The organism is Arenimonas sp., assembly GCF_047602345.1.
Lineage (GTDB): Bacteria > Pseudomonadota > Gammaproteobacteria > Xanthomonadales > Xanthomonadaceae > Arenimonas.
In genome coordinates this window covers 117843-143010 of sequence record NZ_JASGHN010000001.1, presented here as the reverse complement: position 1 = coordinate 143010, position 25168 = coordinate 117843, and the positions used below count along the sequence as shown (strand labels likewise).

The 25168-nt window shown below is 66.0% G+C and carries 30 protein-coding genes, 1 tRNA gene and 2 pseudogenes; 24 read left to right on the top strand and 9 right to left on the bottom strand.

What is annotated here, in order from left to right; translation table 11 throughout:
- Positions 1 to 202 precede the first annotated feature (202 nt).
- The 10 genes from QM707_RS00785 to QM707_RS00740 all read left to right on the top strand — a co-directional run bounded on the left by QM707_RS00785 (position 203) and on the right by QM707_RS00740 (position 7005).
- Entirely contained in the window at positions 203 to 487 is a 285-nt protein-coding gene (locus QM707_RS00785) for a hypothetical protein (RefSeq protein ID WP_414999965.1), read from the top strand.
- A 378-nt stretch (positions 488 to 865) separates the two neighbouring features.
- Positions 866 to 1513, top strand: coding sequence for a hypothetical protein (locus QM707_RS00780; RefSeq protein WP_414999964.1), 648 nt, complete (start codon positions 866 to 868; stop codon positions 1511 to 1513).
- Positions 1513 to 1908, top strand: a complete 396-nt coding sequence (locus QM707_RS00775; protein WP_414999963.1) for a hypothetical protein — start codon at positions 1513 to 1515, stop codon at positions 1906 to 1908. Before QM707_RS00780 ends, QM707_RS00775 begins: the two co-directional genes overlap by 1 nt.
- Positions 1883 to 3532: a phage terminase large subunit gene (terL, locus tag QM707_RS00770; protein WP_414999962.1), complete on the top strand. Its 1650-nt coding sequence runs from the start codon at positions 1883 to 1885 to the stop codon at positions 3530 to 3532. Before QM707_RS00775 ends, terL begins: the two co-directional genes overlap by 26 nt.
- Positions 3533 to 3595: 63 nt before the next feature.
- Positions 3596 to 4672, top strand: coding sequence for a hypothetical protein (locus QM707_RS00765; RefSeq protein ID WP_414999961.1), 1077 nt, complete (start codon positions 3596 to 3598; stop codon positions 4670 to 4672).
- A complete protein-coding gene (locus tag QM707_RS00760; protein WP_414999960.1) occupies positions 4672 to 5088 on the top strand; it encodes a hypothetical protein in 417 nt (138 codons plus the stop codon). Before QM707_RS00765 ends, QM707_RS00760 begins: the two co-directional genes overlap by 1 nt.
- Entirely contained in the window at positions 5085 to 5291 is a 207-nt protein-coding gene (locus QM707_RS00755) for a hypothetical protein (protein WP_414999959.1), read from the top strand. The genes QM707_RS00760 and QM707_RS00755 overlap by 4 nt, the downstream gene beginning before the upstream one ends.
- Before the next feature lie 3 nt (positions 5292 to 5294).
- Complete coding sequence (locus QM707_RS00750; RefSeq protein WP_414999958.1) at positions 5295 to 5798, top strand: lysozyme; 504 nt, start codon at positions 5295 to 5297, stop codon at positions 5796 to 5798.
- On the top strand, positions 5795 to 6379 hold the full coding sequence (locus tag QM707_RS00745; protein WP_414999957.1) for a lysis system i-spanin subunit Rz: 585 nt from the start codon (positions 5795 to 5797) through the stop codon (positions 6377 to 6379). The genes QM707_RS00750 and QM707_RS00745 overlap by 4 nt, the downstream gene beginning before the upstream one ends.
- Positions 6376 to 7005 carry a hypothetical protein gene (locus QM707_RS00740; RefSeq protein ID WP_414999956.1) on the top strand — a complete coding sequence of 210 codons (630 nt, stop codon included), beginning with the start codon at positions 6376 to 6378 and terminating at the stop codon, positions 7003 to 7005. Before QM707_RS00745 ends, QM707_RS00740 begins: the two co-directional genes overlap by 4 nt.
- Here the strand turns inward: QM707_RS00740 and QM707_RS00735 are convergent.
- The 6 genes from QM707_RS00735 to ftsY all read right to left on the bottom strand — a co-directional run bounded on the left by QM707_RS00735 (position 7002) and on the right by ftsY (position 11263).
- Positions 7002 to 7205: a hypothetical protein gene (locus tag QM707_RS00735; RefSeq protein WP_414999955.1), complete on the bottom strand. Its 204-nt coding sequence runs from the start codon at positions 7203 to 7205 to the stop codon at positions 7002 to 7004. The genes QM707_RS00740 and QM707_RS00735 overlap by 4 nt on opposite strands.
- Before the next feature lie 102 nt (positions 7206 to 7307).
- Positions 7308 to 7383 (bottom strand) — tRNA-Phe (locus QM707_RS00730).
- Between the two features lie 109 nt (positions 7384 to 7492).
- A complete protein-coding gene (locus QM707_RS00725) occupies positions 7493 to 7765 on the bottom strand; it encodes an oxidative damage protection protein (protein WP_414999954.1) in 273 nt (90 codons plus the stop codon).
- Positions 7762 to 8820, bottom strand: coding sequence for an A/G-specific adenine glycosylase (gene mutY / locus QM707_RS00720; RefSeq protein ID WP_414999953.1), 1059 nt, complete (start codon positions 8818 to 8820; stop codon positions 7762 to 7764). The genes QM707_RS00725 and mutY overlap by 4 nt, the downstream gene beginning before the upstream one ends.
- A complete protein-coding gene (locus QM707_RS00715) occupies positions 8817 to 9971 on the bottom strand; it encodes a hypothetical protein (protein ID WP_414999952.1) in 1155 nt (384 codons plus the stop codon). Before QM707_RS00715 ends, mutY begins: the two co-directional genes overlap by 4 nt.
- On the bottom strand, positions 9971 to 11263 hold the full coding sequence (gene ftsY, locus QM707_RS00710) for a signal recognition particle-docking protein FtsY (RefSeq protein WP_414999970.1): 1293 nt from the start codon (positions 11261 to 11263) through the stop codon (positions 9971 to 9973). The genes QM707_RS00715 and ftsY overlap by 1 nt, the downstream gene beginning before the upstream one ends.
- On the opposite strand from ftsY, the pseudogene QM707_RS00705 reads away from it, so the two are divergent.
- The 8 genes and pseudogenes from QM707_RS00705 to QM707_RS00670 all read left to right on the top strand — a co-directional run bounded on the left by QM707_RS00705 (position 11144) and on the right by QM707_RS00670 (position 16493).
- A pseudogene (locus QM707_RS00705) lies at positions 11144 to 11664 on the top strand (RsmD family RNA methyltransferase). The gene ftsY and the pseudogene QM707_RS00705 sit on opposite strands and share 120 nt — an antisense overlap.
- A 46-nt stretch (positions 11665 to 11710) precedes the next feature.
- Positions 11711 to 12208, top strand: a complete 498-nt coding sequence (gene coaD, locus QM707_RS00700; protein ID WP_414999951.1) for a pantetheine-phosphate adenylyltransferase — start codon at positions 11711 to 11713, stop codon at positions 12206 to 12208.
- 29 nt (positions 12209 to 12237) lie between these two features.
- Positions 12238 to 12753 carry a hypothetical protein gene (locus tag QM707_RS00695; protein ID WP_414999950.1) on the top strand — a complete coding sequence of 172 codons (516 nt, stop codon included), beginning with the start codon at positions 12238 to 12240 and terminating at the stop codon, positions 12751 to 12753.
- A gap of 46 nt (positions 12754 to 12799) precedes the next feature.
- Entirely contained in the window at positions 12800 to 13054 is a 255-nt protein-coding gene (locus QM707_RS00690) for a YfhL family 4Fe-4S dicluster ferredoxin (RefSeq protein WP_414999949.1), read from the top strand.
- Positions 13051 to 14790, top strand: coding sequence for a gamma-glutamyltransferase (gene ggt / locus QM707_RS00685; protein WP_414999948.1), 1740 nt, complete (start codon positions 13051 to 13053; stop codon positions 14788 to 14790). The genes QM707_RS00690 and ggt overlap by 4 nt, the downstream gene beginning before the upstream one ends.
- Positions 14787 to 15661, top strand: a pseudogene (locus QM707_RS00680) (MBL fold metallo-hydrolase). The gene ggt and the pseudogene QM707_RS00680 overlap by 4 nt, the downstream one beginning before the upstream one ends.
- Positions 15662 to 15671: 10 nt before the next feature.
- The gene (locus tag QM707_RS00675) at positions 15672 to 16085 is read left to right on the top strand and encodes a DUF4920 domain-containing protein (RefSeq protein ID WP_414999947.1); all 414 of its coding nucleotides are present in this window, start codon (positions 15672 to 15674) and stop codon (positions 16083 to 16085) included.
- 9 nt (positions 16086 to 16094) lie between these two features.
- Positions 16095 to 16493 (top strand): MAPEG family protein, encoded by a 399-nt coding sequence (locus tag QM707_RS00670; RefSeq protein ID WP_414999946.1) that lies wholly within the window; start codon positions 16095 to 16097, stop codon positions 16491 to 16493.
- A gap of 7 nt (positions 16494 to 16500) precedes the next feature.
- Here the strand turns inward: QM707_RS00670 and QM707_RS00665 are convergent, their stop codons facing one another.
- The 3 genes from QM707_RS00665 to QM707_RS00655 all read right to left on the bottom strand — a co-directional run bounded on the left by QM707_RS00665 (position 16501) and on the right by QM707_RS00655 (position 19184).
- A complete protein-coding gene (locus tag QM707_RS00665) occupies positions 16501 to 17349 on the bottom strand; it encodes a hypothetical protein (RefSeq protein WP_414999945.1) in 849 nt (282 codons plus the stop codon).
- 77 nt (positions 17350 to 17426) lie between these two features.
- On the bottom strand, positions 17427 to 17666 hold the full coding sequence (locus tag QM707_RS00660) for a hypothetical protein (RefSeq protein ID WP_414999944.1): 240 nt from the start codon (positions 17664 to 17666) through the stop codon (positions 17427 to 17429).
- A gap of 21 nt (positions 17667 to 17687) precedes the next feature.
- Positions 17688 to 19184 (bottom strand): aminotransferase class III-fold pyridoxal phosphate-dependent enzyme, encoded by a 1497-nt coding sequence (locus QM707_RS00655; RefSeq protein WP_414999943.1) that lies wholly within the window; start codon positions 19182 to 19184, stop codon positions 17688 to 17690.
- A gap of 242 nt (positions 19185 to 19426) precedes the next feature.
- On the opposite strand from QM707_RS00655, the gene QM707_RS00650 reads away from it, so the two are divergent.
- Genes QM707_RS00650 through tgt form a run of 6 tightly spaced genes read left to right on the top strand, consistent with a single transcriptional unit; the run spans position 19427 to position 25138 of the window.
- Positions 19427 to 20362 carry an ABC transporter ATP-binding protein gene (locus tag QM707_RS00650; RefSeq protein ID WP_414999942.1) on the top strand — a complete coding sequence of 312 codons (936 nt, stop codon included), beginning with the start codon at positions 19427 to 19429 and terminating at the stop codon, positions 20360 to 20362.
- Positions 20359 to 21138: an ABC transporter permease gene (locus QM707_RS00645; RefSeq protein ID WP_414999941.1), complete on the top strand. Its 780-nt coding sequence runs from the start codon at positions 20359 to 20361 to the stop codon at positions 21136 to 21138. The genes QM707_RS00650 and QM707_RS00645 overlap by 4 nt, the downstream gene beginning before the upstream one ends.
- A 40-nt stretch (positions 21139 to 21178) precedes the next feature.
- Positions 21179 to 22303: a sensor histidine kinase gene (locus QM707_RS00640; protein WP_414999940.1), complete on the top strand. Its 1125-nt coding sequence runs from the start codon at positions 21179 to 21181 to the stop codon at positions 22301 to 22303.
- Positions 22300 to 22902 carry a response regulator transcription factor gene (locus QM707_RS00635; protein WP_414999939.1) on the top strand — a complete coding sequence of 201 codons (603 nt, stop codon included), beginning with the start codon at positions 22300 to 22302 and terminating at the stop codon, positions 22900 to 22902. The genes QM707_RS00640 and QM707_RS00635 overlap by 4 nt, the downstream gene beginning before the upstream one ends.
- Positions 22903 to 22949: 47 nt before the next feature.
- Positions 22950 to 24023: a tRNA preQ1(34) S-adenosylmethionine ribosyltransferase-isomerase QueA gene (queA, locus tag QM707_RS00630; RefSeq protein WP_414999938.1), complete on the top strand. Its 1074-nt coding sequence runs from the start codon at positions 22950 to 22952 to the stop codon at positions 24021 to 24023.
- Positions 24020 to 25138, top strand: coding sequence for a tRNA guanosine(34) transglycosylase Tgt (gene tgt / locus QM707_RS00625; RefSeq protein ID WP_414999937.1), 1119 nt, complete (start codon positions 24020 to 24022; stop codon positions 25136 to 25138). The genes queA and tgt overlap by 4 nt, the downstream gene beginning before the upstream one ends.
- Positions 25139 to 25168: the final 30 nt, after the last annotated feature.

Genomic DNA, 25168 nt, shown 5'->3' with positions numbered 1-25168 from the left:
TTTGGCCCGAATCCGGACTTCGCCTACCGGCAGTACCGCGACCACGCACTCAAGGCGCAGGCGGTGGCGGACCCGGCGAACACCGGCAAGGCGCAAAACAGGCGATCGCGCTGGACAACCTGTACAACGTCACGGCCGGAAAGTCGCCTCCGGTGGACAGGCACGACTGGCGAAAGCGTTCGACGACCTGCGCAGCCTACTCGTGTCCTCGCGCCTGGGCTCGGCAGTGCTGACCTCGATCACCGACGAAGGCACGATGCGCGTCGCCGCGCACGTCAACAACCTGCCGCAGATGCGCCTGGTCGCGAACGAACTGGCGGCGCTGAATCCCGCACACCCGGCCGAGAAGCGTCTCGCGCTGCGCGCCGGCCTGGCCATGAACACGATGGTCGCCTCGCTCAATCGCTTCGGCAACGATCACCTCGGCAGCAGCATCTTCTCCAAGCTCGGCACCGCCACCCTGCGCGCGTCCGGCTCAACGCCATGACCGAAGCGCGGCGTCGGGCCTTCGGCGTCACCTACATGTCGGCGCTGGGCGAGATCACCCGCCACGCGAAAACGCTGGCCGATCTCGACGCCGACGACTACCGATTCTGAAATCCAAGGGCATTACCGACGCCGACTTCGAGGTTTGGCGCCAAGCGAAGCCCGAGGACTGGGGCGGCGGCAATGACACGATGCTCACGCCCGCCGCAATGCTACCCCGTCCCCGATGGAGCCATCGCGCACCTGGGCGACCCGCGCGTGCTCAAGGAACAGCCGCGACACGCCTGCTCGGCACCGTGCTCGAGGAAACCGACGTCGCTGTCATCGAGCCGGACGCCCGCGAGCGCGCACTGATGCAGTCGCACCTGCAACGCGGTACGTGGAAGGGCAGTCTACCCGCTCGTTCTTCCTGTTCAAGTCGTTTCCGCTGGCGATGGTCACGCGGCACTGGGCGCGCGCGATGTCGATGCCGACGAAGGGCGGTGCAGCGGGCTACATGACGGCCCTGCTCGCCTCGACGACTGTGCTCGGCATGGTGGCCTTGCAAGCCTCGCAGGTCGTGTCGGGCAAGGACCCGCGCGACATGACCGAATGGCGCACGTGGATCCAGGCCGTGATGAAGGGCGGCGCGCTGTCCCTGTTCGGCGACTTCGTCTTCTCCGATCAGACGCAGCACGGCCAGTCCGTCATCGCGACCACGCTCGGCCCCGTAGCGGGCCTGGCCGAGGATGCGATCAAGCTCACGCAGGGCAACGCGATCGAGGCGGCGCAGGGCAAGGACACGAACATCGGCGCCGAGTCGGTCAAGTTCGCCCGTTCCAATATTCCCGGCGCGAATCTCTGGTACACGAAGGCCGCGCTCGACCACCTGTTTTTCCATCAGCTTCAGGAATACCTGTCGCCGGGTTACCTCCGCCGCATGCGCCGGCGCAGCGAGAAGGAATTCGGGCAAGCCTGGTGGTGGGAGCCAGGCGATACGACGCCCGATCGCGCGCCGGACCTCGAAGCCGCCGTCGGAGAGAAGTGATGCGCCAAGACCAATACGAGCGCCTGCAGGCCCTGTCGGAGAAGCTGACCGAGGTGTTCCTCGGCGAGGCGGATCCGGAGACCTGGACCGGTGCGAACACGCCCCTGGCCGAAATGACACAGCAGCAGCGCGGCGACCGGTACTGGGAGAAGAAGAACGCCGTCGCGACGCTCTCGCTGATCGGCCGCGTGCATCATCTCGTCGGCGTGATCCAGGCGAACAGTCACGAGGGCACCGGTGGCGCTGAAGTCGCGGCCGAGGAATCGCTGCTGGACAGGGAAATCCGCGACGCGGAGAAGGAAGCGAACGCCCGCCTCGACGAGCTGTTGCAGGCCGGCAAGAAGAAGCAATTCGACGAGCGAGTGCACGGTGGCAGTACCCGACGCCCCGGTTAGGTTCCTCGTCTTCTTCCTGCTGTGGGCCAAGGTCCAGAAGTGGACCGTCCCGCTGCTGCACGTGCGCATCTGCGTGTGGCTGGAAGAGTGCGAGGGGCGTATCCGGGTGCTGATGGTGTTCCGCGGGGCGGCCAAGTCCACGATCTATGCCGTCTGGAAGGCCTACCAGCTCTACCGGGATCGGTCGTGGCGCTCGCTGGTGTACGCCGCCGACGACAAGCTCGCCGGCAAGCTTACGCGCGACACGCTCAACATCCTGCGCCGGCATCCGCTGTGCGGCGGAATGCTGCCGCCGATGCCGGCGGCGCGCAGCTTCTGGGTCAATGGCTCGACCGACGCGCGAAACCCGAGCATGGAGGCGGTCGGCATCAACTCCAACGCCACCGGCTCACGCGCAGACGATGCGGACTTCGACGACGTCGAGGTGCCCAAGAACATCAAGACCGTCGAGGCGCGGCAGAGCCTTCGCACGAAGGCCGAGGAAGCCACGCACATCCTGGTGCCGGGCGGACGCAAGACGTTTATCGGCACCCCGCATACGCATGATTCCCTGTACATCGAGCAGATCGAAGGCGGTGCCACCGTGCTGAAAATTCCGCTGTTCGAACACGTCAAACGCTACGAAAACACCGACAGCCGTCGGCGCTACCGCTTCGACTTCACCCCGGGCGAGGACGGGCTCTACGTCATGCTGGGCATCGGCAAGCCTTCGCGCATCGGCGTCGAGGGCATCGATTACCAGGTCGAGGGCAACGAGGTTGTGTTCGCCCAACCCCCGCATTGCGTGCTGGACATCTGCGCCGGCTGTGCCTGGCCGGAGCGTTTCACCCGGGAAGAGATCCAGCTCAAGCGCCGAGAAACCCGCACGCTCAACGCCTGGGACTCGCAGTACATGCTGGAGGCCAAGCCGGTCGAAGAGGTCCGCCTCGACCCCGAGAAGATCACGCCCTACGACGTGGAGCCCACCATCCGCCACGCCAACGGGGCGGTCGCGATGAATCTGGGCGGGGTGCGCATTGTTGGCGCAGCGTTCCGCTGGGACCCGGCCAGCGGCAAGCTACGCTCTGACGTCTCGGCCGGCGCGCTCGTGCTGCAAGACGAGGCCGGACGCAGGTACTGGCACCGCGCCGAAGCCTTCACGGGCGAGCTGGCCGAGTTCGGACCCGACGGCAAGACCATCATCGGCGGCCAGGTCTGGCAGATCGCGCAGATCGTCCGCCAGTTCAACCTGCCGCGCGTCACGGTCGAGACCAATGGCATCGGCCAGTTCGCGCCGGGCATCCTGCGCGCCTGCCTCAAGCAGCAGCGTTTGCCCTGCGCGGTGAAGGAAGAGCCGGCGGTCGCGAACAAGAACACGCGCATCCTCGAAACCCTGGAGCCGCTGCTGCTGGCGGCGGATCAACTCTGGGCGCATTCGTCGGTGCTCGACGGTCCGCTATGGGACCAGATGAAGGACTGGAAACCGGCGGTGAAGGAACAGCCCGACGACTACCTCGACGCCGGCGCGGGCGCCATCAGCGAAACGCCGGAGCGCTTCGGCAAGCAGATCGCTGCAGTCAGCGCACCGGCGCACGGCGAATGGCGCGAATCCGGCGGCACGCACGAGGTCGTGTTCGAGGGCTAAAGTCGAGAACTCGACAGGCAGCATCGCCGACGCTGGCGGCCATCCACAGTCGGGCCCGTCGCGATGTCCGTCGAAGAACAGACCCCGTACCACACGATCACGGCCGACGGGTCGACGACCGTGTTCGCGTACCCCTTCAAGATCCTGGACGAAACACACCTCGACGTGACCGTCGATGGCGCCGCGCAGGTGCTGGGCGTCGATTACACCGTTGACGGCGTCGGCGAGGACGAGGGCGGGGAGATCACGTTCTTTACCGCCCCGAGCAACGGCTTGGACGTGGACATGGTCCGCGACATGCCGCTCGATCGCGCCTTCAATTACGAAGCTCTGGGCGTGTTCAATCCCGACGAGGTCGATGCCGACTTCGATCGCATCTGGCTGGCCATGCAGCAGGTGCGCGGCCTGATCGAGCGCGCCGGCAGCAATGCCCTGTTGCTGCCGCTGGTCGCGACCCTCGCCAGCAATCGCCTCCCCGAACCCGAGGGCAACAGCTTCCTCGGCTGGAACAGCGCCGGCGACGAGATCGTCAACAAGATCGCCGTCGACCTGACCGGCGTGGTCATCTCGGCTTTCTGGGAAGCGCTGCTCGAGGCCGGTACCGTGGAAGAGGCCCGCACGCTGCTCGGCCTGGGTGCGCTCGCGACGCTCTCCACGGTCGGCACCGGTCAGATCACCGACGGCGCCGTGACGCCGGCCAAGCTCGCCGCGCAAGCGGCGTACACGCTACTCGGCAACGCGACCGCCGGCAGCGCCAGCCCGACGGCCGTGTCGCTCTCCGATGACCTGTCGCTCGACAGCGGATCGCTGCAAGTCCTCGCGGCGCGCAAGGTGCCGGCGACGGTATCGAACACGAGCATCGACTTCTCGGCATCCGATGCCGGCCGCTGCATCCGCAAGACCAGCACCGCGACACCGACCTATACCGTCCAGCCTGCGACGCACGCCGCCGACGATGTCATCACCGTGCAAAACCTCGGCGCCTCCGGAAACATCACCATCGCGCAGGGCAGTGGCGTCACGCTGCAACTCGCCGGAGGCGCGAGCACAGGCAACCGCACCGTCGCGCCAGGCGGTATCGCGTACATCTATTTCGACTCGGCGACGCATGCCGTCGTGTCCGGCGCCGGCGTGACCTGATGGGCACCCTGCAGGTGATGATGGCGAACGGGTCGGGTGGCGGGTCGGGTGGCGCCGCCATCACCGACCAGTACGTGCAGCAGACCGGGAGCCTGGGCCTGCAGACCGCCGGCTACCGCATCAACACCTCGGGCGATGTCGAGTCGCTGAAAAAGACGACCTACGCCGTGCTGGAAACGTGGCTGCTCTCGGGCTCTGCCAGCGACTACGACGTGCGCTTCACGCACATCGACGGCCCTGTGCCCGATGGCGACTTCAGCGGCTGGCTCAACCTGGCCGGCTCGGCAGAAATCAGCATCACCTCGGTCGCCGTGGGCGAAGTGAAGATTTGCCGCGCGTTTGTCGAACTCGCACTCGCCGGCTCTGGCATCCCCTTCGCCAGCGCCACCATCACCCTCGAATCGGAGCGTCTATGAAACCGGACACCGCAGAATTGGCCGGTCGGGCCATTCCGCCCGTCGCTGTCGCAGGCGCGCACTACATCATGGGGATCAGCCTGCCGGACTGGGTCACGATCCTCACGATCATCTGGCTTCTCATCGTCATCGGCGAGAAGCTGTGGAGCATCGTGCGCAAGAACAAGCCGGAGAAGTATCACCGGCGCCGGCGGACGGACTGAGCCATGACGACGAAACCGCCCAGCACTGGCAAGCGGATCGGCGCCGTCGGCATAGGTGGCGCTGTCCTCGGCATCGCGGCTGCATTGGTCGCGAAATGGGAAGGCGTGCGCTATCCCGTCTATCCCGATCCGGCCACCGGTGGCGCGCCCTACACGGTGTGCTACGGACACACTGGCCCCGAGGTCAAGCTCGGCCAGACCTACACGAAAGAGCAGTGCGGCATTCTGCTCGAGCACGATCTCGCGATCGCGCAAGCCATCGTGCGTAAGTGCATCAAGGCACCGATGCTTGAACACCAGGAGGCCTCGCTGATCTCGGCCACCTTCAACATCGGCCCGCGTATCGTGTGCGGGTCCACCCTGCAAGCGATGGCCAATGCCGGCAACTGGGTCGGCGCATGCGCGCAACTCAGCCGCTGGAACAAAGCCGCCGGCCGCGTCATGCGCGGACTGACCTTGCGGCGCATGGACGAGCGCGCGGTCTGCGAGGGGAGGGGGGCGCCGTGATCAGCCTGTTCCTAAGCATTTGCAAAGCAATCGGCAAGGGCATCGCTGCGGTGCCTGGATGGGCGTGGGTCGCGCTGGCGATAGCAGGCGCATTGCTCGCCTCGCACCTGTGGTACGGAAGCACGCGCTACGACGCAGGCGCAGCATCGCGGCAGCAAGAGATCGACGCCCTGCAGACCCGATTCGATGACTACGTGGCCGCTGATCGTGCTGCTGCCGAAGCCGCAAAGCTGGCCGCACAGACGGCCGAACAGGCGCAGCGCGACGTGTTCGCGTCACTCGACGCCAAACATCAGAAGGATCTCGACGATGCGAAACGCAAAGCTGATGCCGTTGTTGCTGGCCTGCGCGCTGGCAATCTCCGGCTGCGAAACGAGTGGCGGGGTTGCCAAGCCAATGCCGGGCGGAATCTGTCCGAAACCCCAGCCAGCCCCGGCGTCGCTGATGACGCCACCCAACTACGAGAAGCGTCTGCGGGACGAATTATTCGAGCCGGCGCCGACGCCGACGCCCAAATAACCGGACTGCAGAGTGCGTTACGAACCTGCACTGCAGCGCCCAACAACGGAGCCCCGCCATGAGCATCACCCATCCCATCACGATCAGCATCGTCGGTCCCGCGACCATCACCATCACCGGCGGTGCCATTGTCGGCGGTGGAGATCCGCCGGCCGCTACGACGTGGGACGCGAACAACATGACGGCGAACACAACGCTTAGCGATGGCGATCTCACCGCATCATCAGCCAGTGACGTCGCGCCTGGTGAAGTCAAGACGACCACCTCGCGATCTTCCGGCAAGCGGGCGGCCAGGTTCACGCTCAACTACGGCGAAGGGCAGTTCGTTGGGTTCGGCGTAGCGGCAGTTGGCGCGCTGGTTCCGGGGCAGAACAACTACTTGGCCGCGCTATTCCAGGACGGGTATTTCGATATTGCCGAAGAAGGCTCCAATGACATCGGATTGACAGTTCCAACGGGAGGCGATGGCTTCATTTACTACGACCCGGCTTTGGGGTACGTCTGGGTTGACAATGCTTCCGACAGCACTGCATCTGATCGCGAGGCAGGGATCAATCCGCACTACACGGTTACACCCTTCGCGCCCTTGGCTCTTATCACGAACCTCGGAAGCGCCGAAGGAGCCGCTGTTTCGGCGACGCTCGACCCGACGTACAGCAGCGGCAGCTTCCAAGCCTGGGATTCCTAAAACGGCACCGGCTCGTCCCTGCAGCGCCTGGCGATCCGCTCGAACCGCTGGGCTTCCTGTTCGAGGAAGTCCAGCCCGACGAGCTTGCGCTTGAGGCGGCGGGTGTCGAAGCGGCCGGCCCACTGCGTCCGGGTGGCGTCGATCTGCGCCCGGATCTCGGCGGCCTTCCCCTCGGCCCATTTGGCTTTGTCGTATCCCATGCCGGCAGGGTAGGCGACGGGCGTCGCAGGGGCTGGGATTGCCAGGAGTTTTTAGCGAACGCCGACATTTTTAGCGGCGCGCTTCACGAAACCCTTTGAAACTGGTGGCCGAGGACGGAATCGAACCGCCGACACGGGGATTTTCAATCCCCTGCTCTACCAACTGAGCTACTCGGCCAGCGAGCTGGAAATGATACCGGGACGGGGGTGCTTCGGGCAAGCCGGAATGACTCTGCCGGCGCGGTGACATGGCAGCCGGGCGGCCGTTCCGGATCGGCACGAAGCCTTCAATCGGCGGGCGGTACGTAGCCGGCGGGTTTTTCCGCGCCTTCGCCGAACAGGAATTTTTCCATTTCCGCCTCCAGGAAGGCGCGATGCTTTGGATCGAGAGGCGAGAGCCTGTTCTCGTTGATCAGCATGGTCTGGTGCGCCAGCCACTGCGCCCAGGCCGACTTGCCGATGTGCTCGAACACGCGTTTGCCCAAGGCGCCGGGCCAGGGCACGAAGGCCAGTCCTTCGGCCTCGGCTTGCGTCTTCTGGCAGAACACCATGCGAGTCATGCGAACGAATCCAGGAGTTTGCGGACCGGCGCCGGAAGCCCGACTTCGGCCAGCGTGGCGAAAGGCTGCCAGCGCAGCCGGTCGTCATTATCGCCGATGCGCGTGGCGGATCGCACGCCGTTCCAGGCCAGCGGTTCGATATGCAGGCGATAGTGGCTGAAGACGTGTTCGATCAGGGGCAAGGGTTCGTTCGCGTCGAAGTCGGCAGCGACATGGGTTGCGACGAACGCCCGCGCCTCATCGTGATCCGCGACTTCCGGCAGGGACCACATCCCGGACCAGACGCCGGTCGCCGGTCGGCGCGCCAGCAACACGCGCCCGGCACCGTCGCGCAACACCAGCATCAGCGTCCTGCGCTCCGGCAAGGGTTTGCCTGGCTTGGACTGCGGCAGTTGGTCGACGCGACCTTCGCGCAGGGCGACGCATTCGCCTTGCAGCGGACAAAGCACGCAGGAAGGCGAGCTGCGCGTGCAGACGGTCGCGCCGAAATCCATGATGGCTTGCGTGTAATCGGCCAATCTTGTTTGCGGAAGGTGTTGTTCGGCGATCGTCCACAATTGTTTTTCGACGCTGCCGGTGCCGGGCCAGCCGTCGATGCCGTGATAGCGGCAGAGTACGCGCTTCACATTGCCGTCGAGAATGGCGTGACATTGCCCGTGCGCCTGCGCGAGGATCGCGCCGGCCGTGCTGCGCCCGATACCGGGCAGGGCGGCCAGCGATTCGAAATCGTCCGGCAGTTCGCCGCCGTGTTTCTCGACGCAGATCTGCGCTGCGCGATGCAGGTTGCGCGCGCGGGCGTAATAGCCGAGCCCGGCCCAGAGCGCGATCACGCGATCGGACGAGGCGGCGGCCAACGCGGGCAGGGTCGGCAGCTCGCGCTCGAAACGTTCGAAATAGGGGATGACGGTCTGCACCTGCGTCTGCTGCAGCATGATTTCCGACAGCCAGACGCGATAAGGCGTGCGCGGGTGCTGCCAGGGCAAGTCGTGGCGGCCGCTGTGGTCGAACCAGGCGAGCAGTTCGCTGGCGAAACGATCGCCGATATCTGCGCTCATGGCGTCGGCGCTACGTCGCGGATCTCGACTTCGACGCCTTCGAGCACGATACCGTCGAGATCGAGCTCGGGCGTGGTCAATCGTGCGTTGAGCGGCGGCAAGGGCGAAGCGTTCTCGTGCGTGGCCCAGGCCTGCATTTGCGCGACGCGCAAGTTGGCATCGAGCTTCGTGTCCTTCTTTTCCAGCTTCAACGACAGCGGGTCGCTCAGGTCGGGCTTGCCCGTGTAAACCAGGCGAAGCGAAAAATCCTTGGCGTCTTCGTTGAGCGGCGCCGGCAGGGCAGGCCAAGCTGCAGCCCATTCCTTCAGCCGGCCGTCGAAGGACAGCGTGAGTTTGTCGCCGGTGACGAATCGCGCCTTGCCATCGAGTTTCGGCAGCGGCGACTCCCCGGACAGGAAGAATTCCGGCGCGTCGAGTTCGAAGGCCGGCGTATCCGCCCTGTATCTGCCCCTGATGCGAAGTTCGAAGGGCAGCGCTTTCGGCTTTCGATCGAGCGTGCCGCGAGCCTGCAGTTCGACGGGCGAAACGAGACCGGCTTTCGCGACGGTCGCATTGAGTTGCAGATCGGCCGCGACATCCGACGCTACGACATGCGCGCTCGCCGTCACCGCCGCCGGCAAGCCGCTTTGCAGTCGCGGCAACACGAGCTCGAGACTCGTCAGTGAATAGCCATCGCCGCGCACGGTGCCGTCATGCACTTCGATGCCTTTGGTCAGCGTGGGCAATTCGAAGGGTGCTGGCGGGCGGCGCGCATTCCACTGCATCAATCCCGGAACATCCAGTGCGGGCTGGTCGAGTTCGACACGCGTGATCACCAGAGCGCCATCACCGGTGATCGTGCTCCAGGGCAGGGAGACTTCGGCGCGTTTCGCCGTCAGGAACACGCGGCCATTGGCCGGATCGCGCACGCGCAGGTTCGGCAGCAGTAATCGCGGTTCGGGTCGCAGTGCGTACTCGGGCTCGCCCTCGAAGGTCAGCTCGAGCTGCAGGGATTCGCCCAACTGCGAAAGAACGGTGGATGCGAGGCGATGCGGTTCGAGCTGTCGGTCCACCCACCACCAGCCAACGAGAAGCAGCAGCGCCAGCATCGATAGCACGATCAGCCGGCGCCGCCCGCGGCCCTTTTTGGGCTCCGCAGCACTCGGACTCATCAGTCGCCCAGCGAATCCGGCAGCAGCGCGTCGACGAAGGCTTCGCGATCGAAGATGCGCAGGTCTTCGGGCTTTTCGCCGAGGCCGATGTAACGGATCGGAATGGCGAATTCGCGCGCCAGCGCGAACACCACGCCACCTTTGGCCGTGCCATCCAGCTTGGTGACGACGAGGCCGGTGACGTTGACCGCCTGGTGGAAAGCGCGAAGCTGGTTCAGGGCGTTTTGCCCCGTCGTGCCGTCGATCACCATCAGCACTTCCTGCGGTGCGCTCTCGTCCACCTTGGACAGCACGCGACGGATCTTGCCGAGTTCCGCCATCAGGCCTGCCTGCGTGTGCAGGCGGCCGGCGGTGTCGGCGATCAGCACGTCGAAATCGCGCGCTTTCGCCGCCTGCAACGCATCGTAGGCCACCGATGCCGCATCGGCGTTCTGGCCTTGGGCGACCACGGCGACGCCATTGCGTTCGCCCCAGATTTTCAGCTGCTCGACAGCGGCGGCGCGGAAGGTATCGCCGGCGGCCAGCATCAGGCTATGGCCGTCTTCCTGGAATCGACGCGCCAATTTTCCGATCGTCGTGGTCTTGCCGACGCCGTTGACGCCGACGGTGAGGATGGTGAAAGGCCGCACCGAGCCATCGATGACCAGTGGTTTCGCGACCGGCGCCAGCATCGCCAGCAATTCGATGCGCAGTGCGGCGAACAAGGCGCGGGCATCGGCGAATTCGCGCGCCTTCATGCGCTTGCGCAGTTTTTCGACGAGTTCGTTCGTCGCGGGCACGCCGACGTCGGCACTGATCAGGGCGGTTTCGATCTCGTCGAGCAGGTCGTCGTCCAGGCGCGGATTGCGCGAGAACAGGCCGCCGAAACTGCGGGCCAGCAGGCTGCCGCCGACCGTTTCGCGGATCGCTTCGCGCGCCTGCGCGCGCTCGGCTTCGGCGCGTGCGGCCTTTTCCTCCTGGCTGGCGGTGAACGCGCGGGCCAGGTCGTCCGGACTGAAACCCGAGCGGGCGGGCGCCTGGGCGGCACCCGGCCTGGTTTCGGCCGGAGCGTTCTTCTTCAGGAAGTCGAACATCGACAATGGAATTGCGGACAATGCGCAAATGGTAGCACCCGCCCGAGAGACTCTCCGATGAACAGGCCGCCCGGTCAGGTCCGGATCATCGCCGGACGCTTGCGCGGCTCGAAGCTGCCCGTACCCGACAGCCCGGGGCTGCGCCCGACCTCCGACCGGGTGCGGGAAACCCTTTTCAACTGGCTGCAAGGACGGATCGCGGGGCGTCGCGCGATCGATCTGTTCGCCGGCACCGGCGCGCTCGGCTTCGAAGCCGTTTCGCGCGGTGCGGTCGAGGTGCTGATGCTGGAGCGCGATCCCGCCCTGGCGGCGGGATTGCGGGCGCAGGCGCAGCGCCTGCAGTGCCCGGAAGCCAGGATCGAATGCGCCGACGCCCTTGCCTGGCTCGGACGCAGCGAAGCCGCCGCGCGATTCGACCTCGCCTTCCTCGACCCGCCGTTTTCGGCCGGGCTCTGGCAGGACGCCGCCGCCGCCCTGCAGCCGATCTGGCCGTCGATGCGCTGATCCACGTCGAATCGCCCGTCGACGCGGTGTTCTCGCTGCCGCCGGGCTGGCGCCTGCACCGCGAAAGCGGCACGCGCGAGGTCCGTCATGCGCTCTACGTCAAGGAATTGGCCTGATGCGCTGTTACACTAGACCGAGCTGACAGGGGCAGGACTTCACCGCATGACCGTGGCGCGCAACCGGGTAGCCGTATATCCCGGGACCTTCGACCCGATCACCAATGGCCACGTCGACCTGGTCCAGCGCGCCTCGTCCCTGTTCGAACGCATCATCGTCGGAATCGCGGAAAGCCCGGGCAAGAGTCCGGCGCTGCCGCTGGCCCAGCGCGTCGACCTGGCGCGTACCGCGCTCGGCGGCATCGGCAACGTGGAAGTGCGCGGCTTCGATTCGCTGCTCGCCCACTTCGTGCACGAAGTCGATGCCGGCGTGGTGATCCGCGGTTTGCGCGCCGTCTCCGATTTCGAATACGAATTCCAGCTGGCGAGCATGAATCGTCACCTCATTCCTGACGTGGAGACCTTGTTCCTCACGCCGTCGGAACATCACAGCTTCATTTCTTCGACGCTGGTGCGAGAGATCGCGCGACTCGGCGGCGATGTTTCCGGTTTCGTGCACCCCGCGGTCGCCAGCGCGCTGGCGGCCCGTTGGGCGCGCTCTTGAGGGTCCACTTTGTAAAGAGGTACATAGCCATGACACGTTCGATCCTTGCCCTGTCGCTTCTGCTCGCCATCTCCGGTCTCGTCGGCTGCAAAGGCGAACAGGCCGACGCCCAGAAGGAAGCCGTCGCAGAAGCGCCGCTGGTGGCTCCGACCGGCACCGACGATGCTTCCTGGAAGCAGTACCTGCAGCAGGTCGTCGCCCGTAACCAGTCCGGCGTCACCGATAGGGTCTATCCGTACTACCTGCCCGCCAACAGCGGCACGCCGGACGATGCCGATCCGGAGAAACGCAGCCAGTACGATCGCCAACTGGAGAACGTCGCGGCGGTCGTCGGGCGTACCGTGCTGCCCGGCAACATGCTGGCCTTCGGCTCGCCCGACAGCACCAAGATGGCCGACCTGATCGTTGCGGCGTTCGAAGGCGCCAAGATGGACGCGCTCAAGGGTTCGCAGGTGCTGTTCATCGGGCATGCCGCCGACAACGACCGCGTGAAGGCCGCCGTCGAAGCGGTGGGCGCGAGGTACGTGTTCGTCGAGGTAAAATAAGCCGTCGCGGCCGCTCCGGCCACGTGGCCGGAGCGGCGCGTTACCCATGGCACTTCGCATCAACGAGATCTGCGTCAACTGCGACGTCTGCGAGCCCGCCTGTCCGAACCAGGCCATCGCGCAGGGCGAAACCATCTACGTGATCGACCCGGCGCGCTGCACCGAGTGCGTCGGTCACCACGACGAGCCGCAATGCGTCGTCGTCTGCCCCGTCGAATGCATCGACAAGGATCCGGCGCATCCCGAGAACGAGCAACAGTTGCTCGCCAAACTGCTGCGCCTGCAGGAAGAGTCGGCATGAAGCCCCGGATTTCGCAAGGCGCCCCCGAGCGCGTCGCCGCCGCATGGCTGGCCTGTTTCGTCCTGGCGCTGTGCGCCGCGACCGCTTTCGCCAAGGAGCCCCCGCGCCCGGCCCGTCCGCCAGGCGCGGCGATCGCCTCGGCGCATCGGCTCGCCACCGAAGCAGGGCAGGAGATTCTTGCCAAGGGCGGCAATGCCTTCGATGCGGCCATCGCCGTATCGGCCACCCTGTCGGTCGTCGAGCCGGTCAGTTCCGGCATCGGCGGCGGCGGATTCTTCCTTCTGAACGATGCGAAGACCGGCAAGCAGGTCTTCGTCGATGCGCGCGAAGTCGCACCGGCGTCCGCATCGCCGGCGTTCTATCTCGACGCCAAGGGCGAGCTCGATCGCGACAAGGCCGAGAACGGCGCGGCATCGGCCGGTATTCCGGGCTTGCCCGCCGGACTGGTGCATATCTCGAAGAAATACGGGCGTCTTCCCCTGTCGGTATCGCTGGCGCCGGCGATCCGCATCGCGCGCGAGGGCTTTCCTGTGTACGCCCGCATCGCCGACCAGTACCTCGAACGCAGCCAAGTGATGGAACGCTATGCGTCGACGCGTGCGGTTTACCTGGCCGACGGCGACGCGCCCAAGGTGGGCGAGTCGCTTAAGCAGCCCGCGCTTGCGCGCACGCTGGAATTGCTGGCGCAGAAGGGCAGCGACGGTTTCTATCGCGGCGAAGTCGGCAAGGCGATGCTGGACGCGGTGCGCGCCGACGGCGTCGAATGGACCGAAGACGATCTCGCCGGCTATCGCGTCGTGGAGCGCGAGCCGATCCGCTTCAAGTACCGCGATTGGGACATCGTGACTTCGCCGCCGCCTTCCTCGGGCGGCGTGGCGCTGGCCGAGATCCTGCAGATGCTGGAAGGCTGGGATCTGGCGAAACTCGACGAAGCCCATCGCGTGCACATCGTCGTCGAGGCCATGCGGCGTGCGTATCGCGATCGCACGCTCTATCTGGGCGATCCGGATTTCACGACGATGCCGATCGCGCGCTTGACCAGCGACGACTACGCGGCCGGCTTGCGCGCCGGCATCATGCCCGACAAGGCCACGCCCAGCGACATGCTGCCAGGCGGTCCGGCACCGAAGGACAGCGTCAACACGACGCATTTCTCCATCATCGACGACGAAGGCAACTACGTTTCCGCGACGCAGACGGTGAACCTGTCGTTCGGCTCCGGCCTGGTCGTCGCGGGATTCCTGCTCAACGACCAGATGGACGATTTCGCGCTGCGCCCCGGCACGCCGAACGCCTACGGCGTGATGGGGTACGACGCCAACGCGGTCGCTCCGCGCAAGCGCATGCTCAGCTCGATGACGCCGACATTCATGATCGGCAAGGATCGCGTCGCGGTCCTGGGCGCGAAAGGCGGCAGCCGCATCATCACCGGCGTGCTGCTCGGCGTGCTCGGCATCGAACAGGGTCTGGATTCCAGCCGGATCGTCGCCTTGCCGCGCTACCATCACCAATACCTGCCCGACACGATCTTCCACGAGAAGGATGCCCTGCCGGCGGAAACCGTGAAGGCATTGGAAGCGATGGGTCACCGGCTCGCGACGGGCGGTGGGCCGGTGGTCCTGATGCAGTCGGTGGATTGGGACCGGGCCAGTGGCGCCATGCACGCCGGGGCCGATCCGCGCAATCCTGTCGGTGCCGGCGTCGTGCAGTCGGCGAACGCGGAGAAGAAGCGATGAAACTGCATTCGATCATCGGCAATTCGCAGAAGCTCGACGGTGGCGCGATGTTCGGCAACGTGCCGCGCGCGATGTGGGAAAAATGGATCGCGCCCGACGGCGAGAACCGCATACCGCTGGCCTGCCGCGCCTTGCTGGTCGATGGCTTGGCCGGCAAGCGCGTGTTGTTCGAAACCGGAATCGGCGCGTTTTTCGAGCCGAAGATGCGCGAGCGCTTCGGCGTGGTCGAAGAGCGCCATGTCCTGCTCGATTCGCTGGCGGAATCCGGGTTTTCGCATGAGGACATCGACGTCGTCGTGCTCTCGCACCTGCACTTTGACCATGCCGGCGGCCTGCTGTCGCAATGGCGGCCCGATGCGCCATTGCAGCTGCTTTCCCCAACGCCACTTACGTGGTCAGTGCCGGTTGCTGGGAGCGCGCGCGCCACCCGCATCCGCGCGACCGCGCCAGTTTCATTCCGGAACTGGCGCCGCTGCTCGAACAGAGCGGCCGGCTCGAGGTCGTGCACGGCGATCGCAGCATCGCGCTCGGCGATGCGGTGCGCTTCCACTACAGCGAAGGGCATACGCCCGGGCTGATGCTGGGCGAAATCGTTGGTCCGGACGGGCGAGAAGGCGTTGTTTTCTGCGCCGACTTGATCCCGGGCCGTCCCTGGGTTCATCTGCCGGTGACGATGGGTTACGACCGTTATCCGGAAATGCTGATCGACGAGAAGCGCCGCTTTCTCGAAGACAAGCTCGCCCGCGGCGTGCGACTGTATTTCACCCACGATGTCGATTGCGCGATGGCGGACGTGCGCTGCGACGACAAGGGGCGTTTTTCCACCCACCACGAAACGGCAGCGCTGCATGGCCTGCCTTTGGCTGCCTGAGGACTTATCGATGAAAAAGCTGATCGCTTCCTGCCTGCTCCTGCTCGTTTCCGCCGCCGCGTCCGCGGCCAACTTCGGCGACAAGATGCCCGATGGCGTCGCCACCGACATCGGCGCGGCGGTTTCGGCCCCCGATGCCGGCGAACGGACCGGCAAGTTCGTCGGCCGCATCACCCAGGTCTGCCAGAAGGAAGGCTGCTGGCTGATCATCGAATCCGAAGGCAAGGCCGCGCGCGTGCGCACGAAGGACCATGCCTTCGTCGTGCCGAAGGATGCGAAGGGAACGGCCACTGTCTATGGCGTGCTGTCGCCGATCGAAATGAGCGCGAAGGAAGCCAAGCACCTGAGTGAGGATGCCGGCGGCAAGGAAGTCGCGCCGCGCGAATGGCAGATCGTCGCCAGCGCGATCGAAATCGCGGAATAAGGGCGCGCCATGGTCACGATGTTCTACACCGGGTTGTGCGTGCTGCTGGTGCTGCTGCTTTCGGTGCGCGTCGCGGCCTGGCGTTTTCGCCAGAAGATCGACCTCGGCGACGGCGGCGACAGCGAAATGCTCCGGCGCATGCGTGCGCACGGCAACGCGGCCGAGCACATGCCGCTGGCTCTGCTGTTGCTGGGCGGACTGGAGCTCAACGGTTACGACGCGCGCCTGATCCATACCTTCGGCGGCGTGTTCGTCGCCTCGCGCGCGCTGCACGCCTTCGCCGTCAGCAGCAAGAGCGGCTTGCCCGGTGGGCGTCTGCTCGGTATGGCTTTCACCTGGTTGCCGATGCTGGCGATGGCGGTGCTGGCCATCTACGGCTACTTCCAGCAGGGCGCGCCCGCGCCCTGATGGCTTTTCAGGCCTCGTCCAGGCCGATTTCCTCGGCGCCGAGCAGGCGCTCCAGCTCGACCAGCAGGCGTCGCAGCGGCGCAGCGAGCTCCGGCGCGTAAAGATGGGCGCGGTCGACGCTTTCGACGCGCCCGAACAGGCTTTGCCGGATCTGCTCCTCGCTGCGGGCGAACTGCCGCAGGTCCGACAGGAAGTGTTCGTACTCGCTCGCGGTCGGTGTGGCGCGCAGCTCGCCGAACACTTCCGCGATCGCCGCGAACAAGCCCTGCGCTTCCGGCCCCAGCCCGAAATCGGCCGGACGATAGTCCAGGTAAGCGCGTTGCGCATCGGTCCAGACGCGGAAGCTGCATTTCGCCAGCGAATGGTAAAGCGGTTGCTCGGAGATCAGCGCCAGCACGAAGTTGCGCGGGTTCACCGCCACGGTGCCGGTCGCGTTGCTCCATTCGCGTTCCATCGCGAACCGGTAAAGCCTCGCCTGGTCGGAGAAATGCGCGCCCTGCAGCTGGTCGAGCACGAGGAAGGTCCGCGAGGCTTCGGAATAGGCGCAGGCCTCGCTCATCGTGCGCTCGAACGCCGATAGCGGCGGCTCGTTCGGGCCTTCGCTGCCGTCTTCCAGCACGATAGGCACGGCCACCGCTATCGGTTCCGGTGCGCTGAAGTCGTGATACAGCACCTGCTCGAATTCGAGCGCGCGCCCCAAGGCTTGGGCGAACGCGGTCTTGCGCCGCCCGCCGGCGCCGTCCACATGCAGCACGCGCAACTGCGACGGCGGTTGCCCGAACAGGCAGCGCAGTACGTGCTCGTAATCGTCGTTGGATTCGAAGCCGTGTTCGGCGAGTTTTCGGCGCAGGGACATGGCGACAGTCTACCTTGCGGCAAAAAGAAAGGCCGGATCGCTCCGGCCTCGTCTTCGCATCGGCGTCGGCCTGCCGTTTACTGCCGCTGCCAGGCGATGTCCATGCCTTCGCGGGTGCCGAGGGCGTTGCGCAGCAGGGACACCAGTTCTTCCGAGCCCGGCGTCTGCTCGGCCAGGTAATCGAGCGTCGCGCCATCCACGTAATAGTCCTGGTCGCGGCTGCTTTCTTCCTCGAAGGCGTCGACCAGCATCTTCAGCTGCGCTTCGCTGATGGCGCCGATTTCGCGTCCGTCTTCCTTGTCGCGCAGAACGATCATCGATCCATCCTCCGTCCGGGTTCAGGCCGCCGCGGCCTGCGATTTGCGCGGGCCGTTCAGCACAGCATGGCGCACGTGTTCGATCACCAGGTCCACTTCCTCGCTGGTGATGGCGAAATGCGGGGTGAAGCGCAGCGAATTGGTGCCGCCATGAATGACGCCGATGCCGCGCTCGCGCATGTATTCCTCGGTCGAGCCGGTGCCGTAGCACTTGTAGCTCGGGTCGAGTTCGCAGGAGAACAGCAGGCCGGTGCCCTGCACCTTGGTGATGGCGCCGCCGAGTTCGTCCTTGAGCTTGTTGAGCTTGTCGACGAACTCCTTGCCCTTGGCGCGGATATTGGCGCGCAGTTCCGGCGTCAGCGCGCCGAGTACGATCGACGCGACGTCCATCGCACGCGGGTTGGTCGTCATCGTGTTGCCGTAGACGCCTTTGCGGTACAGGCCCGCGGTGCGTTCGGTCACGGCGAGCACGGACAGCGGGTACTGACCGCCGTTGAGCGCTTTCGAATAGGTCTCCATGTCGGGCGCTTCCAGGCCTTCGAAGCCGGGATAGTCGACGATCGACAGCACGCCATGCGCGCGCAGGCCGGCCTGGATCGAATCGACCAGCAGCAGGGCGCCATGCGCCTTGGTCAATTCGCGCGCGGCGGCGTAGAACGCCGGCGGCACGGCGCGACCCGGGTCGCCTTCGCCCATCACCGGCTCGAGGAACATCGCTTCGATGAACCAGCCGTTGGCATCGGCATCGGCGAAAGCCTGCTTGAGCTGCTCGATCGAATACGGCTCGATCGTGATCAGGCTGGTCTCGTTGCGGAAGCTGGCCAGGTGCTGGCTGTAGGCCTTGCGGCTGGAATCGGAATAAACCGCCGGACGTTCGGTGCGGCCGTGGAACGCGCCCTTGACCGCGAGGCGCTTGATCGTGCGGCCGGCGTGCGGGCCGCCGGCGTCGGTGTGCAGCTTGGCGTTGACGTCGGCGATGCGGCAGGCCAGCGAAACCGATTCCGAACCCGAGTTCAGCGCGAGGAAACGCGCGTACGGGCACTGGCCGCGGGTGTGGCCGATTTCCTTGCGCAGCGCGCGGGCGACGCGCAGCTGCGACAGGCTCGGGCCCATCACGTTCGCCATCACCTGCGGCTGGCTCATCGTCTCGATGATGTTGGCCGGCGTGTGGCCGAAGCCGAGCATGCCGTAGCCGCCGGAGTCGTGCATGACGCGGCCCTTCAGCGTGATCACCCAAGGGCCGCGGGCGGCGAGGGCGACGTAGGGGCTGACGGCGTCTTCGTCGTAGAAGTTGACGAAGCCCGACTGCACGGCCTTGATCTGCGCCTGCTCGTCCAGTTCGAGCACGTCGGCGAACTCGCCCTTGATCGCTTCGTACTGGGCGACGGCGGCACGCGCGGCATCGGTCAGTTCGGGAAAGCGCTCGGCAAGGCGAAGCAGGGTGACGTCGTCGAGGCCGACGGTGCGGACGCTGCCGCCGTGGGCGCGCAGGGGCTTGAGGATGTCGATCAGGTTCATGGCGTTCTCCGGGACCTGAAATGAAAAAACGCGGGACGGCCCGCGCTCAGGTCGAATTCAATTAAAAACAATTACTTAGTGCGGATATTACCACCCCGCAAGGGCCGGCGTAACCCCCGGCCGTTTGAATCCCCGCCGCCAGCGCGGGAGCAGGTGACAGGTGTCAGACCAGATCGCTGACAGGCACCACTGTTGGCCATGGCCGACGGGCGTGAAAGTGGCGGCACACAGGAGGAGTGCCCATGACGACCCACCCGAAACCACGCCCCGACGCACCCTTGGCGACGCTGCGCGGCGCCAGCAAGTCCTATGGCAAGCTCCGCGCCCTCAGCGGCATGGATCTGGAGGTCCGCGCGGGCGAGGTGCTGGCCTTGCTCGGCGCCAACGGCGCCGGCAAGACGACGACGCTCGGTCTGCTGACCGGCCGGCTGGCGCCGGACGAAGGCGAAGTCAGCGTCTTCGGCGGCGATCCGCGCGATGCGGCGATCCGTCGCGGCCTGGGCGTGATGCTCCAGGAAGGCGGCCTGCCCGAAAACCTGCGGGTGGCCGAACATGTCCGCCTGTTTTCGACCTATTACCCAAGCCCGCGTCCGGTCGCGGAAACGCTGGAACTGGCCGGCCTGAGCGATCTGGCCAAACGCCCCTACAGCGCGCTGTCCGGCGGCCAGCAGCGCCGCGTGCAGTTCGCGCTGGCCATCTGCGGCAATCCGGCCTTGCTGTTCGTCGACGAGCCGACGGTGGGCCTGGACGTCGAATCGCGCCGCGGCTTCTGGACGGTGCTGCGCCGTCTGCGCGAGCAGGGCACGGGCATCGTGCTGACGACGCACTATCTGGAGGAGGCCGACGCGCTGGCCGATCGCATCGTGCTGGTCGCCGGTGGCCGCAAGCTGGCCGAAGGCACCCCGGAGCAGATCAAGTCGCAGGCATCGGGCAAGCGCATCCGCGCCCGCAGTTCCCTGGACCTGGCATCGATTTCGTCGTGGCCGGAAGTGCGCCAGGCCAGCCTGTCGGAAGGCCGTGTCGAGATTCTCAGCGACGACGCCGATGCATTGCTGCGCCGGTGGATCGCACAGGACCCGCAACTGAGCGACATCGATGTCCGCACCGTGAACCTGGAAGACGCCTTCCTGTCGCTGACCGGTACCCATGGAGACAAGCAACAGGAGAAAGCCGCATGAGCCTCGCCGTCCGCCACGCACCCGACCTCCGCGCGCCGTCGATGGTCCGCATCTATCTGGCGGAAGCGGCCGCCGAACTGCTGCGCCTATGGCGCACGCCGAGTTTCGTCGCGCCCTCGTTGGCCTTTCCGCTGGTGTTCTACGTGATGTTCGGCATCGTCCTGCCGGGGCGCTGGGGCGAGTTGGACAAGGCTACCTATTTGCTCGCGACCTATGGCGTGTTCGGCGTGATCGGTCCGGCCCTGTTCGGTTTCGGCGTCGGCCTCGCCATCGAAAGGCAGCAGGGTTGGCTGGAGCTCAAGCGCGTATCGCCGATGCCGACGGGCGCGTACTTCTTCGCCAAACTGGCGATGAGCCTGGTATTCGCCCTGGTCATCATCCTGCTGCTGAGTACGGCGGCGATCGGTTTCGGCGGCGTGCAGATTTCTCCGGTCGCGTGGTTGAAGCTCGCCGGTTCGCTGTTGATCGGCACCCTGCCTTTCTGCGCCCTCGGCCTGCTGATCGGAACCCTGGTGAAAGGCCAGTCGGCTGCCGCGGTCGTCAATCTGGTCTATCTGCCGATGTCGATCCTGTCGGGTTTGTGGATTCCCTTGATGATCTTCCCGCAGATCGTGCAGAAACTGGCGGTGTTGTGGCCGGCCTGGCATCTGAGCCGGATCGCGCTGGGCGTGGTCGGGCAGGCGCAGGGCGTCAACTACCTGCAGCACTTCGGCGTCCTGCTGGCGATGACCGCGGTGCTGCTCTTCTTCGCCGCCCGAAGGCTGCGCGCGCATTGACGCGCGCGCCAAACAGGGCGGGATCGGCTAAGGTTCGCGCATGACGTCAGACCAGGAAAAGACCGGCAAGAATCTCGGCGTGCGCGACGCCCAGGATCTGCACGCGACGCCGTGGTTCGGCCTGAGCTACCTGCTGTTCCCCTGCGTGCCGCTGCTGTTCTCGTCGAGAACCTCGAGTTCGGCCGTCATCGCGACGGCCGTGGCCGTGGTGTTGTTCATCCCGGCCTATTTCCTTTCGTATCGCTACAACGACCTGCGCAATCTTTGGCTGTCCCTGTTCGTCGCCGCGATAGGGTTCGCCTTGTTGCCCTTCAATCCGGGCGGCAACACCTTTTTGATCTACGCGATGGCGATGGCGGCCGTGGCCTTGTCGGTGCGCACGACCATCCTTCTGTGCGGCGCCTACCTGTTGCTGATGATCGGCGAGTGCCTGTTGCTTGCCTGGCCGAAGACTTTCGCTTTCGGTTCGCTGGCGATCACGGCGGTGATCGGGACGATGGTCGTCGCCGGCATCCTGTTCTCTCGTGCCCGCGCTACGCGCAATGCCGAATTGCGACTGACGCAGGACGAAGTGCGGCGCCTCGCCACGGTGGCCGAGCGTGAGCGCATCGGTCGCGACTTGCACGACCTGCTCGGCCATACCCTGTCCGTGGTAGCGCTGAAGAGCGAACTAGCCGGCAAGCTGCTCGACCGCGATCCGGCTGCCGCACGCGAACAGATTCGCGAAGTCGAAGCCGTTGCGCGCCAGGCGCTGACGCAGGTGCGCGAGGCCGTCGCCGGCACGCGCGCAGCCGAGTTCGAGGCCGAAGTGGCGGCGGCGCGCTTGGCGCTGTTGTCGGCCGATATCCGTTTCGATCACCGATTGGCGCCGATCGAACTCGACGGCAAGCTCGAACAGGCGTTGGCGATGGCGCTGCGCGAAGCCGTCACGAACATACTGCGCCATGCCAGCGCACGGCGCGTGGATGTCGAGCTCGGTCGCCGCGACGACCGTATCGTGTTGACGATCGCCGACGACGGTCGCGGCGGCGTCGCGCGCCAGGGAAATGGACTGCAGGGAATGCGCGAACGCATCGCCGCCATTGGTGGTTCGCTCGAAATCGAAAGTCCTTCGGGCGGTGGAACCCGCCTGAGCATCGCCGCACCCGGGGGGCAATCCGCGTGATCCGCATCGTGCTCGCCGAGGATCAGGCCATGGTGCGCGGGGCGCTGGCAGCGCTGCTGCGCATCGAGGGCGGTTTCGACGTGATCGCCGAAGCTGGCGATGGCGAAGCCGCCTGGAAAGCCGTGCAGGCGCAGACGCCGGACCTGCTGGTCACCGATATCGAGATGCCCTGGCTGACCGGGCTGGAACTGGCGCAACGCGTGCGCGACGCGAACCTGCCTACGCGCGTGGTGATCCTGACGACTTTCGCGCGTGCCGGCTACCTGCGTCGCGCGCTCGATATTGGCGTGCGCGGCTATCTGTTGAAGGACGCGCCATCGGAGCAGCTGGCGGCGGCCTTGCGCCAGGTGCATGCCGGTGGCCGCGCGATCGATCCGCAGCTGGCGGTGGCGGCCTGGAGCGAGGACGATCCGCTGACGGAACGCGAACGGCAGGTGCTCAGGCTGGCGGGCGAGGGCGTGAAGAGCGCCGAGATCGCCGAACGCCTGAATCTCTCGCAGGGCACGGTGCGCAACTATCTCTCCGAAGCCATCGGCAAACTCGGCGCGGCCAACCGCATCGAGGCCTACCGGACGGCGCGCGCGAAAGGACTGCTCTAGGGCAGGATCCGCGCGCCGGTTTGTTGCCTGCGCCGCCAGGCCGGATAATGCGCGCCCCGGATCCGATCCGTACGTCGCCATCGCGCTTGAAGAAGTCAGACTTCCATTTCGACCTGCCGCCCGAGCTCATCGCCCAGGCGCCGCTGCCGGAACGTTCGGCCAGCCGCATGCTGGTTGTGCCGCCGGTGCCGGGCCCGTTCGCCGATCGCGGCGTTCGCGACCTGCCGGAGTTCCTGCGCGCGGGCGACATGCTCGTGTTCAACGACACCCGCGTCATTCCCGCCCGGTTGTTCGGCAAGAAGGAGAGCGGCGGGCGGGTCGAGATCCTGCTCGAGCGCATCGCCGGCGCGCATGAGGCGCGTGCCCAGATCGGCGCGAGCAAGTCGCCGAAACCCGGATCGCGCATCGAACTCGACGAAGGTACGCAGGTCACCGTGCTCGGCCGCGATGGCGAGTTCTACCGGCTGCGTTTCGAGACCGATGAGCCGCTGGAGAAGGTGTTGCTGCGCGCGGGCCGCATGCCCTTGCCGCCGTACATCTCGCGCGAGGCCGACATCGGCGACGACGAACGCTACCAGACCGTATTCGCCCGCCATACCGGCGCCGTGGCGGCGCCGACCGCCGGCCTGCATTTCGACGAACCGCTGCTGTCGTCCCTGCGCGAGAAAGGCGTGGAGTTCGGCCACGTCACTTTGCATGTCGGCGCAGGGACCTTCCAGCCGATGCGGGCCGAAGCGATCGGCGAGCATGTCATGCATCGCGAATGGCTCAATGTCGGCGCCGAACTCTGCGCGCGCATGGCGCGCACGCGTGCGGAAGGCGGTCGCGTGATAGCGGTGGGCACGACCGTCGTGCGCGCGCTGGAGACGGCGATGCAGGGCGGCGCGCCGAAACCTTTCGCCGGCGACACGCAGATCTTCATCTTCCCCGGTTACCGCATCCGTTCGGTCGATGCGATGGTGACCAACTTCCACTTGCCCGAGAGCACCCTGCTGATGCTGGTGTCGGCCTTCGCCGGGCGCGAACGCATGCTCGCGGCCTATGCGCACGCAGTGCGCGAACGCTACCGATTCTTTTCCTATGGCGATGCCATGCTGTTATTCCCCGAGGCGACGCTATGAGCCGGATGCGATTCGAAAAACTCGGCCAGGACGGCATCGCGCGGCGCGGGCGCCTGCATTTCCCCCGCGGCACGATCGAAACACCGACTTTCATGCCCGTGGGGACGTACGGTACGGTGAAGGCAATGAAGCCGATCGACATCGAGGCCATCGGCGCCGAGATCATCCTCGGCAACACCTTCCACCTTTACTTGCGCCCTGGGCTCGATGTCATCGCCGCGCACGAAGGCCTGCATCGTTTCACCGGCTGGAACCGCCCGATCCTGACCGACTCCGGCGGCTTCCAGGTCTGGTCCCTGGCCAAGCGCCGCAAGATCACCGAGCAGGGCGTCACGTTCGCCTCGCCGGTGGACGGCTCGAAAGTCTTCATCGGCCCCGAAGAGAGCATGAACATCCAGCGCGCGCTCGGCTCGGACATCGTGATGATCTTCGACGAATGCACGCCGTATCCGGCTACGGAAAAGCAGGCGCGCGATTCGATGGAGCTGTCGTTGCGCTGGGCGGCGAGATCCAAAGCCGCGCACGAAGGCAACGATGCCGCCCTGTTCGGCATCGTGCAGGGCGGTACTTATCCCGAATTGCGCACTCGTTCCGCCGAAGGTCTCCAGGCGATCGGCTTCGACGGTTATGCCGTCGGCGGACTGGCGGTGGGCGAGCCCGCCGCCGAACGCGAAGCCACGCTGGAGGCGATCTGCCCGCAACTGCCCGAGGACAAGCCGCGCTACCTGATGGGCGTCGGCAAGCCCGAGGACATCGTCGAGGCGGTCGCGCGCGGCATCGACATGTTCGATTGCGTGATGCCGACCCGCAACGCGCGCAACGGCCACTACTTCACCCGTTTCGGGCAGGTGCGCATCCGCAATGCGCGCTACGAGAAGGACCTTCGGCCGATCGAACCCGGTTGCGAGTGCCACGCCTGCGCCCAGGGTTTCACCCGTGCCTACATGCGGCACCTGGACCGTTGCAACGAAATCCTGGCCTCGATGCTGGCGACGATCCACAACCTGCACTACTACCAGCGCCTGATGCGGGATATCCGGGCGGCGATCGAGGCCTGGCGTTTCGAGGAATTCCGCGCCGCTTTCTACGCCGAACGGGAGCGGGGTGAGGCCTGAGCCCAGCGCTCGCCGGGGCGAACCTTTGGG